Annotated in this window: 5 protein-coding genes; 1 reads left to right on the forward strand and 4 read right to left on the reverse strand. The window is 72.9% G+C overall.

The features are described from left to right. Nucleotides 1-224 precede the first annotated feature (224 nt). On the forward strand, nucleotides 225-1421 hold the full coding sequence (locus tag ACRDP3_RS03755; protein WP_431515359.1) for an MFS transporter: 1197 nt from the start codon (nucleotides 225-227) through the stop codon (nucleotides 1419-1421). 39 nt (nucleotides 1422-1460) lie between these two features. Here the strand turns inward: ACRDP3_RS03755 and ACRDP3_RS03760 are convergent, their stop codons facing one another. From ACRDP3_RS03760 to ACRDP3_RS03775, 4 genes are read right to left on the reverse strand one after another with little or no spacing between them, the layout of a single operon-like run. Beyond that, nucleotides 1461-1991 (reverse strand): flavin reductase family protein, encoded by a 531-nt coding sequence (locus ACRDP3_RS03760; RefSeq protein WP_431515360.1) that lies wholly within the window; start codon nucleotides 1989-1991, stop codon nucleotides 1461-1463. Nucleotides 1992-2014: 23 nt separating this feature from the next. Continuing rightward, on the reverse strand, nucleotides 2015-2806 hold the full coding sequence (locus tag ACRDP3_RS03765) for a thioesterase II family protein (RefSeq protein ID WP_431515361.1): 792 nt from the start codon (nucleotides 2804-2806) through the stop codon (nucleotides 2015-2017). After that, nucleotides 2803-5235, reverse strand: coding sequence for a beta-ketoacyl synthase N-terminal-like domain-containing protein (locus ACRDP3_RS03770; protein ID WP_431515362.1), 2433 nt, complete (start codon nucleotides 5233-5235; stop codon nucleotides 2803-2805). Before ACRDP3_RS03770 ends, ACRDP3_RS03765 begins: the two co-directional genes overlap by 4 nt. An 11-nt stretch (nucleotides 5236-5246) precedes the next feature. Beyond that, entirely contained in the window at nucleotides 5247-10745 is a 5499-nt protein-coding gene (locus tag ACRDP3_RS03775) for a type I polyketide synthase (protein WP_431515363.1), read from the reverse strand. Nucleotides 10746-10784 lie beyond the last annotated feature (39 nt).

Consider the following 10784-nt stretch of genomic DNA (forward strand, 5'->3'; position numbering starts at 1 on the left):
TCTCGCTGTCACTTCCCACAGTCGCCCACTTCCCCCGTCGCACGCGCTGACTTCTCCGCCCAGCAGTCTGCATCGCACGCGCTGAAGGAGGCCTGCATAACCTCTGGAGAAGTGCGGTCCACCGTCCGCCGGTTCCGGCATTTCCGGGGTCGGCGACACCTCTGTTTGCTATAGTTCTCGTCTAGAGTTGTCATATATTCACATCGAGAGCAAGGGGTGCGCGCGTGACGGCCGATCCGAGCGAAAGAGCGCCGATACGAACGGCACGCACCCCGGCCTCGCTCCTCGTTCTCGTCACGGGCGGCATGGGTCTCTCCATGTTCGTCCTCTACGCGATAGGCGCCCTGGGGCCTTTCCTCATCCAGGATCTGGGGATTTCGAGCTCGCAACTGGGACTGCTGACCGCGGTGACCTTCGGCACGGCGACCGTTCTCTCGCTGTACGCGGGGCAGGTGGCGGATCTGTTGGGCGGCCGGCGCGCTTTCGCCCTGCTGCTGTTCCTCGTCGCCGCCGACTTCGCCCTGCTGACCACCACCAGGACGTACTGGTTCCTGCTCGGCGCGCTGGTGCTCGGCGGTGCCGCCCAGTCGCTCGCCAATCCGTCGACGAACAAGCTGATCGCCACTCATGTACCGCCCGAGCGACGGGCGGTAGCCGTAGGGATCAAGCAGTCGGGGGTGCCGCTCGCGGCGTTCACCGCCGGACTGACCCTGCCCACACTGGCCGCGGCGATGTCCTGGCGCGCCGCGCTCGCCCTCGTGATCCCGGTCGCACTGGCGGCGGCTCTGGCGGCCGTGCTGCTGCCCAGGGACGCCGGACCCCCGGCGAAACTCCGTCTGACCCTGCCGGCCGCGCCCAATCCGCCCACCCGGTGGCTGATGGCCGTCTCGCTCTGCATCGGCTGCGGACTCTCCGCCCTCAACACCTATCTGCCGCTCTACGCGCACCAGCGGCTGTCCATGGGGGAAAAGAGCGCCGGGGCACTCATCGCCGCCATCGGTGTGTCCGGCATCGCCAGCCGAGTGCTGTGGCCCCGGCTCAGCAAGCGGCTGGACGTCCCGGGGTCGCTGCTCATCCTGACCGTCGCCTCGATGGTGTTCGCGGCTCTGCTCCCCGCGGCCACCGGAGCGACCTGGCTCGTGTGGATCGCAGCGGTGGGCCTCGGTTGCTCGGCCGCCGCGGCCAACGCGGTCTCCATGGTGGCGGTGACGCAGGGCAGGGGTTTCGGCAGCACGGGCCACGCCTCGGCCCTGGTCTCCATGGGCTTCTTCTCGGGGTTCGTGGTGGGGCCGGTCACCTTCGGTCTGCTGGTCGACGCGACCGGCGGCTTCGCCGCCGGCTGGGCCCTGGTGACGGCCGTATTCGCCGTGGCCGGCCTGTGCTCCTGGGGCGGCCGGCGGGTCGTCCGGAACAGCGCGTAGCGGGCCACCGGCTCCGTTCCGCCCCGCGGCCGCGCCGCCTCAGGACATGAAGTCGTAGTGCAGGTGGCTGTCCTCGGCGGCGTCCGTCCAGGACCCGTAGCGGCGCATGCCGTACAGCAACGGCAGCTGCAACTGCAGCTGCGCGATGGCGACGACCCGCCCCATGACCACGGCGTGGTCCCCGACCGGCTGCACGTCCTCGACCGCGCAGTCCGCGATCGTGTGCGCCGCCTCGTACAGGTGCGGGCCCCCGATCGGTCCCACCGTCCGCCACGCGACCTTCTCGAAGCGGTCCTTCACGCCGGAGGCGAAGAGCTCCGCCGTCGAACGGGCCTGGCTGTGCAGGATGTTGACCGCGAAGGCCTGGCTGCCCTGCACGGCGTCCAGCGTCGGACTGCCCTGACGCAGGCAGACCAGCAGCGTCGGCGGATCGAGCGCGACGCTGCACAGCGAAGTGCAGGTCATCCCCCACGGCTCCCCGCCGGGCGAAAGCGTCGTGATCACCGCGACGCCGGTGGGGAACCCCGCCATGAGCGGACGGATGTCGGGCTGGTCGGCTTCCGGCAGCATGGTGCTGGCCTCCTGGTGATCTGTCACACGGACGGGTGGACGTAGGACGGCGGAACGGCGGATATGAGCGGCTGCGCGGTCCGTATCTCCTCGACCACGTCCGCGGTGAACGCCTCGAAGGAAGTGCCGAGGAAGTGGAAGTGCCCACCGGAGTAGACGCGTTCGGTGAACCGCCCGCGCGTCTGCCGGGCCCAGGGGGCCATCAACGCGAGCGGCGCCCAGGAGTCGTGCAGGGCACCGAAGACGGTCAGCGGCGCGGCCAGCGGCGGGCGGTGCGCGTCAGGGCGGTACCCCGCGACGGCGCGAAGGTCGCTGCGGACGACCCGGAGGAAGCGATCACGGAACTCCGGTACGGCGTCGAGCCGGTCCGGCATGCCGCCCATGTCCCGCAGCCGGGCCATGAGTTCCGCGTCCGGACTGTCGTGGTCGGGAAGCCTCGTCAGCACCTCGTGGCCGGGTGCCCCCCGGCCCGAGACACCGACCCAGCAGGTTCCGGCGCGGCGGGCCTCCAGTGCCCGCGCGGTCTCGAAGGCGACGATGGCCCCGAGACTGTGCCCGAACAGTGCCAGCGGTGTCCCGTCGGCCCAGGGCAGGACGTCCTCGGTCGCCGCCGCCACGATCTCGTCCATGTCCTCCAGGGCGGGCTGGGCGTGGCGCTTGCCCCTGCCCGGCAGATCGAGCAGCAGCACGTCCCAGTCGTCGGGCACGTGCCGGGTCAGCGGGAAGTAGGAGGCGGCCGATCCGCCCGCGTGGTGGAAGACCACGAGACGGAGCGCGGGTTCCGCGATGTCCCGGGGGCGTACGAAGTGACTCATCCGCTCTGTTCCCGTCCCTCGGCGTCGGCGGTACGCGCCTGTTCCGCGATGTCGTCGGCCAGCCTGCCGAAGAGCTCTTCGAGCGGCAGATCCAGCGGCAATTCCTCCGCCGTCAGACCCAGCCGGTAGCTCTCCTCGACCCTGGTGATGAACAGGGTCGACAGGAAGGAGTCGCCGCCGGCGTCCAGGAAGGACCCGTCCGCTGCGGGCTCCTCGCCGGAGTGCAGGGCCTCGGTGAGCTCGGCCATGAGGTAGGCGCGCACGGCTTCCCGGTCCACGGGCGCGGGCGCGCGGCGCCTCCGCTCCACGGCGGCCGAGTCCTCCTCGCCGCCGCCCGCGCCGACGAGCGGTTCGTCGATCCAGAAGCGCTTGCGCTGGAACGGGTACGTCGGCAGGTCCCCGAGCAGCCGGGTACCGGGCGCGCCCAGCTCCCCGAACCGGAGGTCCGCGCCGGCCCGGAAGAGCGCGGCGAGAGCACCGAGAAGCATCTCTGGCGCGGTGCCCCGGTCGTGCCCGACGAGAGGCACCGAGCCCTTGCCCTCCGCGAACTCCCATTCCAGACGGGCCGGTTCGCCGGCCTGGGTGTCGTGCTCCGGGCGGACACGGATCCCGAACCGGCCGACGAGCCGGGCCAGCGCGCCGGCCGGCTCCCGCACCTCCCCGGCCGGTCCGGCGGCCGCGGCGGGGAACGCGTCCGCCAGCTCGGCGAACCCTTCGGCCAGCCGTGCCCCGTCGCCGGAGACCCGCATCACGGCGGTACGGAGCGCCGACTTACCGTGCGCGGTGACGGGGCCACGGTTCAGGGCCGCCTCGAGTCCCTCGGTGAGTTCACCGGCCGTGGTCCCGGTGACGGCGATCCGGTACGCGAAGGCGGCCCGCCCGGTACGCAACGTGTGGCAGAGCGCGGGGAGTTGGCTCTCGTCCGTGCTCTTGAGGTACCCGCTCACGGCGCTCACGAGTTCCGCGAGGGCCACCGGGTCCCTGGCCGACAGGGTCAGCAGTTCGGGACGGCCGGTGTGGGCGGGTGCCGGGCCGCCGGCCGGCTCGTACGCCTCGAGAAGGACATGGGCGTTGGTGCCGCTCATACCGAACGAGTTGACCCCGGCCACCTTGCGGGGCAGCGGCCAGGGCTGCGCGCGGCGCGGCACGGTGAGGGCCAGCCGGCCCCAGGGGATGTGGGGGTTCAGTTCCGCCCCGTCGTCCGGCAGCGCGGCGGGTATCTCACCGTGCCGGAGCATGAGCACCGTCTTCATGACGGCGGCGATGCCGGAAGCCGCTTCCAGGTGACCCAGGCGGGCCTTGACGCTGCCGATGGGCAGCGGCACGCCCCGCTCCCGTACGGCCGTGCCGACCACTTCGTCGAGGGCGCCGACCTCGATGGGGTCACCGAGCGCGGTGCCGGTGCCGTGCGCCTCGACGTAGCCCAGCTCACCGGGTTCGGTGCGGGCGTCCGCCAGCGCGGCGCGGAACACCTCCTGCTGTGCCGGGCCGTTGGGCGCGGTGAGCCCGGAGGCCGCCCCGTCGTGGTTGACCGCCGAGCCGCGGATGGTGGCGAGCACGGGGCGTCCCTCGTTCTCGGCGTCCTCCAGCCGCATCAGGACGATGGCACCGACTCCCTCGCCCCGTCCGTACCCGTCGGCCGTGGCGAGGAAGGACTTGGACCGGCCGTCCGGAGACACGGCGCGGGTCTGGGAGAGCGAGACCATCAGGCTGGCGGACAGCAGCAGATTGGACCCACAGACCAGGGCGTAGCGGCACTCGCCGGCGCGCAGGGCCCGCACGGCGAGGTGCAGGGCGCTCAGCGACGAGGAGCACGCGGTGTCCACACTCAGCACCGGCCCGCGGAAACCCATCACATGACTGATGCGGCCGGCTCCGAAGCAGAGCCCCCCACCGGTCGTGTAGTAGGGGTCGATGCGCTTCATGTCGGAGCGGTCCTCCAGGCGCTCCCCGTACTCCGAGGCCATCATGCCCAGATAGACGCCGACGTCGAGCCGGTCGGAGCGGCGGACGGCGATGCCCGCCCGTTCCATGGCCTCCCACGCGGTTTCCAGGAGCATCCGCTGCTGCGGGTCGAGCAGCTTGGCCTCGCGTTGCGAGATGCCGAAGAACTCGGCGTCGAAATGGGCGATGTCGGCGAGGAAGCCGGCCCGGTCGACGTAGGAGCGGCCGGGCTTGCCCGGGACCGGGTCGTACACCGCTCGCAGGCCGGGACGGTCCTCGGGAATCTCCGAGTCGGCCGTGCCCTCGCCGCGCAGGAAGTCCCAGTAGGCGTCCGGAGTGTCGAGTCCCCCGGGCAGCCGCAAGCCCATGCCCGCCACGGCCAGCGGTGCGTGCCGCTCGTCCTCGAGCTCCTGGATACGGGCCTGGAGCCGCCGGGAGTGCTTGAGCTGATCCTCCATGAGCTGCCGTATCTGCGCGGGTTCCATCGCGTCCGACCTCATTTCTCTGTCACCACATCTGCCTGCACGGCTTGGACGAGTTCCTCGAACGACAGGTCCTCCAGGCCCGTGCCGGAGTCCTCCGGTGCCGGGGGCGCGGCCGGTGCGGCCGGTGCCGGGGGTACGGCCGTTTCCGTCTGTTCCACCGGCTCGGCAAGCGGCCCGGGGGGTCCGGCGGGCTCCCCCGGGAAGTGGAGCTCGATGACGTAGGCCACCAGCTGGTCGACGGTGGGGTGGTCGAGCGCGACCGTGGCGGGCAGGTCCGCGCCGAGGTCGTGGGACAGCCGCGTCCGCAGGTCGATCACCATGATCGAGTCCAGCCCCGTCTCGGTGAACCCGAGGTCGTCGACGACGGCGGTCTCGTCCCCCAGCACGTCACCGGCCGCTGTCCGCACGGCCTGGCGGAGCCCGTCCACGAGGGCGTCACGGTCGAGCCCGGTGAGCCGTTCCGTCAGCCAGCCACGGGCCGGCCCCGCTTCGGTGTCGCGGACCTGACGGGTGACGAGGGACCGCACGAGGGCGGCCCGGGGATGGTCGGCGAGCTGTTGTGCGTACCCCTCGCGGTCCATGGCCACCGCGACCAGCCGGCCCCCGGGGCCGCCCGACAGGACCACCCGGATCACCTCTTCGGCCTCCTCGTCGGTGAGTGAACGCAGGCCCCGCCGCTCCATGGCCCGTTCGACGGCGGCGGAGGCGGCCATGCCGCCCCTGGCCTCGGGTGCCCACGGGCCCCAGTTGACGCTCGTGGCGGGAATGCCCGCCGCCCGCAGTGTCATGGCCAGGCCGTCCAGATATCCGTTGGCCGCGGCGTAGTTGACCTGCCCGGCGGAGCCGAGGACGGCGGACGCGGACGAGAACAGCACGAAGGCGTCCAGCTCATGGCCGGCCAGGGCCTCGGCGAGGTTCGCCGCCCCGTGCGCCTTGGCGGCGAAGACGGTGTCGAAGGAGTCGGCGCCCAACTGGTCGAAGGCCTGGTCGTCGGTGACGCCCGCCAGGTGCAGCACCGTACGGAGCGGCGTCTCCTGTCCGGCCCGCTTAACTGCCTCTCGGCACGCCCCGGAATCGGTGACGTCTCCTTGCACGACGCTCATCCGGACGCCGCGGGCGGTCAGGTCGTCGATGACGGCCCGGGCCGTGGCGTCCGGTGCCGAGCGGGCCATGAGCGTGATGGCCGTGAACCCGCTCCGGGCGAGGAACCCGGCGGTGCTCAGGCCGAGCGCCCCGAGACCCCCGGTGATCAGGGCGGCGCCACCGCTCGCGGAGGCGTCCCTCTCCGGGCCGCGCCCGGCGTCGCCGTCGTACGGGCCGAGCCGGACGACCCGCACCTCGTCCGGGCCGACGGCGAGCCGCGGCTCGGGAACACCCTCGTCGAGCGACCGGGTCAGCGCTCCCGCCAGGACCGAGGGGTCCCAGTCGGCGGCGAGCCCGATCCTGAGCAGCCGCCGGTCGGTCTGCTCGGTCTCCAGGGAGGTGAGCAGACCCCACACGGCCTCGCGGACCGGCGCGCCGGGGCCGCCCTCCGCCAAGTCGCGGCCCATGGAGCCCAGCACGGCGTACGGAATGCTCCGGTCCACCGCGTGCAGGGTGCCGGTCAGCTCCCGCGCCGCGGCGAGTGCGTCCGCCGGTCCCGCGCCGCACTCGCGGCCCGATGCGAACCGGGAGTCCACCACGAGGTCGGCGCTCACCGTGGCGACTTCGCCGTCCGGTACGGGATGCACCTCGTGGCCGTACGCCGCGCAGGCCTCGCGCACCGCCCGGCCGAGCTCGGTGCCGGCACCCAGCAGGGCGATCCGCCGGCTCCTCACCGAACCGGTCACGGAAGCGGTGGCCGGCTTCTGCGCCGTCCAGGTGAGGTCGTAGGTGTTGAGTGCGCCCTCCCTCAGCGAGCGCTGGAGCAGAGCACGCGGAGCGCGGCGGAACCGGAAGTCGTCCACCGCCAGCACCGTGGCGCCACTGCCGTCGAACATGTGCAGGTCGGCGGAGTTCACCTGGAGCAGACCGTGCTCCGGTCCGTCCTCGCGCACCGCCCGGACATGCCCCCACAGTTCCCGGCCGGGGACCGGGCGGCGGGGGAAGGAGAGCCGGGCGATGGCGAAGGGAATGGCCAGCCCGTCCTCCTCCGTCACAGGATCCCCGGTGACCGCGAACGCCACGGCGCTCTGCAGGCACGAGTCGAGCAGGCCGGGGTGGATCTCGTAGCCCTCCGGGGACTCGTTCATCTCAGCGGGTTCGACGAAGCGGATGAGTGCCTCGTCGCCACGGATGTACGCGTCACCGATCCACCGGAAGGACGGCCCCAGGTGGTAGCCGAGCGAACGCAGATGTGCGTAGAAGTCCGCTCCGGTGAGGTGCCTGTCGGCGCTCTTGATGAACGCCGCCGGGTCGGGCGGCGTCGCCGCGTGCCGACCGCTGTCCGGCCGGGTGTCCGCGTCCGCGATCCTGGCCGCCAGGTGCTCCTGCCAGCGCCCCGTCTCGCTGTCGAGCAGGCTGTGGACGCTGACGCCGCGGGCCTGCCCCTCCCGCGCTTCCTCCACGATCTGGAGCTCGTAGCGCTCCCCGTCCCGCAGCACCAGGGCGCGCGGGAAGTGGAGGTCCTCCAGCAGAACGGGAATGCCGCCGCTGCCGAGAGCGGAGAGCACGGTGGCCGTCTGGGAGGCACCGGGCACCGACACCGTGCCGTAGAGACGGTGGTCGGTGAGGTGCGCCGGGTACTCGGTGCTGCGCTCGGTGGTCCAGGCCCGGCCGCGCAGGGCGGGCGAGCGGAGCTCGGTCCCCCAGGCGGGGCCCTGGGCCGTAGGCCGGGGACGGGATCCCACGGCGGCGGCGCGCCGCCCCGCCCCGGTCCAGTACCGCGTCCGCTCGAAGGGATAGCGCGGTGCGGCGGCACGCGGGCCGGACCGACGCGGGGTCACCTGTTCCCAGTCGAAGTCCTGGCCGCCCAGATACATCAGCTGCGCGGCGGTGAGCAGAGCGGCGCGGTCCCCGGTCCCTCTCCGCAGTGACGACGCGAGCCCGGGGGTCCCCGCGAGTCCCGCGCCCTTCACGAGGTTGACCAGCGTGTGGTCCGGGCCGATCTCCAGGCAGATGTCGACCCCGAGGGAGTCCAGCTGGCGTGCGCCGTCGTGGAAGCGCACAGGCAGGCGTGCGTGCCGGCGCCAGTACCCGGCGTCGTACTCGCCGGGTGCGGCGGGGCGGCCCGTCACGTTGGAGACGATGGGCAGGGCCGGCTCCCGGAACTCCAGCGGGGCCAGGACGGCGTCGAACTCCGCCAGCGCGGGATCCAGCAGGCTCGAGTGGAAGGCGTGCGACACGGTGAGCCTGCGGGCGCGCACCCCCTGCGTCTTCAGCCGGGCGGCGAGGTCGTCGACCGCGTCGGGCGGGCCCGACAGCACAACGGACTCCGGGCCGTTGACCGCCGCGACGTCCAGTCCGGTGTCTGCCGCCCAGCCGCCGGCGTCCTCCTCGGTGGCCACGACAGCGAGCATGGCGCCGCGTTCGGTGCCCTGCATGAGCCGGGCACGGTGGGCGATCAGCCCGAGTCCGGTGGGCAGGTCCATCACCCCGGCGGTCATGGCCGCCGCTATCTCGCCGACGCTGTGGCCCATGACGACGGCGGGGCGGACACCCCAGGACTCCCACAGGCTGACCAGCGCCATTTCCAGGGTGACGAGGGCGGGCTGGGTGACGCGGGTCGCGTTGAGGGCGGTCCGGTCGTCGCCGTAGTACATGAGGTCCGCGAGGGACGCGCCGAGCGTCGGCGCCAGGATCCGGTCGCAGGCATCGAACGTCTCCCGGAACACCGGTTCGTTCTCGTACAGTTCGCGGCCCATACCGAAGTACTGGCTGCCCTGGCCCGAGAAGAGGAACGCGACGCGCGGCGCGCGGGCGCCGGCCGCGGCCGGCGCCGCCAACTGGGCGGAGAACTGCTCCGGGGTGGCGCCGAGAAGAGCACGGCGGTACGGGAAGTGGGCACGCCCGGCACCGGCGGTGGCGGCGAGCGAGTCCAGATCCTCCTCGGTGGCGTTCTCCAGCCGCCGGGCCCAGGCCGATGTCAGACGCTCCAGACCCTCGGGGTCGGGGGCGGACAGCGGGATGAGGCGTGTGGGCGGCTTCGGCCGGCTCTTCGCGTCCGCCTCCGCCGCGGGCGCGGGCGGGGCAGCGACTTGGGGGGTCGCCGGGGTCTCGGCCGGGGCGTCGGCGATGACGAGGTGGGCGTTGGTGCCGGTGAAACCGAATCCGGACACGCCGGCGACCCGTGGCCGGTCGCCGCGCCGCCAGGCGGTGGCGGTGTCCACCACGCGCACGTTCATCTCGGGCCAGTCCACGTGCGGGTTGGGCTCCCGGAAGTGCAGGTTGGCGGGGATCACGTCGTGCTGGAGCGCCAGCACGGTCTTGAAGAGCGCCGCCATGCCCGCCGCCGACTCGCAGTGACCGATGTTGGTCTTCACCGACCCCACGTGCAGCGGCTGGCCGGGCTTTCTCCCCGGGCCGAGGACCCGCCAGGCGGCACCGAGTTCGACCGGGTCGCCGAGCGAGGTGCCGGTGCCGTGCGCCTCCAGGTAGGAGACGTCGGAGCCGTCGACGCCGGCCTGGGCCAGGGCCGCCTCCAGCATGCCCTCCTGGGCCCGGCCGCTGGGGGCGGTCAGCCCGGACGAGGCACCGTCCTGGTTCACGGCGCTGCCTCGGATGACGGCGAGCACCCGGTCACCGTCGCGTCGGGCGTCGCTGAGCCGCTTGAGGACGACGACGCCGCAGCCCTCGGAGCGCACGAATCCGTTCGCGTCGGCCGAGAAGGTACGGCAGCGCCCGTCGGGCGACAGCATGTGCGCCTGGCTGACCGCGGCCCAGGAGGCCGGGTCGAGCATGACGTTCACCCCGCCGGCCAGCACCGTGTCGCTCTCCCCCGACCTCAGGGAGCCAACGGCCAGGTGCAGGGCCACGAGCGAGGAGGAGCACGCGGTGTCCACCGCGACGGCGGGCCCGTTCAGCCCGAGCGTGTAGGCGATGCGCCCGGCCGCCGCGTTGAGCGCGGTGCCGGTGCTGTAGTACGCGTCGACCCCTTCCAGGCCGTCCTGTGCCAGCAGCCTCGCGTAGTCGCCGTAGCTGATGCCGACGAAGACCGCCGTGCGGGAGTCGCGCAGCGACGACGGGTCGATGCCCCCGTCCTCCATGGCGTGCCAGGCGGATTCGAGCAGCAGCCGCTGCTGGGGGTCGAGGTTCTCGGCCTCGCGCGCCGGGACGGAGAAGAAGCCCGCGTCGAAGCGGTCGATGTCGCTCAGGAAACCGCCCTGGTCGGTGGTGACCGTGCCCGGGCGGATAGCGGAGGTGTCCCAGCGCTCGGCGGGCACCGCGGTGACACCGTCACGGCCGTCGCGCAGGAGCTCCCACAGTTCCTCGGCGGAGTCGGCGCCGGGGAACCGGCCGGCCATCCCGACGATGGCGACGGGTTCGCCGGTGGTCCCGGATCCGGCGGGGGCCTCCTCGTCCGCCGACCGCACGGTGACCCCGCTCGCCGCGGAGGCGGATCTCCGCGGCGG

Source organism: Streptomyces sp., from assembly GCF_050698815.1.
Taxonomy (GTDB): Bacteria; Actinomycetota; Actinomycetes; order Streptomycetales; family Streptomycetaceae; genus Streptomyces.

Bases quoted from the DNA above. Each gene is read 5' to 3' on its own strand.
- ACRDP3_RS03760 (WP_431515360.1), bottom strand. From the start codon at position 1,991: ATGCTGCCGGAAGCCGACCAGCCCGACATCCGTCCGCTCATGGCGGGG.
- ACRDP3_RS03765 (WP_431515361.1), bottom strand. From the start codon at position 2,806: ATGAGTCACTTCGTACGCCCCCGGGACATCGCGGAACCCGCGCTCCGT.
- ACRDP3_RS03770 (WP_431515362.1), bottom strand. From the start codon at position 5,235: ATGGAACCCGCGCAGATACGGCAGCTCATGGAGGATCAGCTCAAGCAC.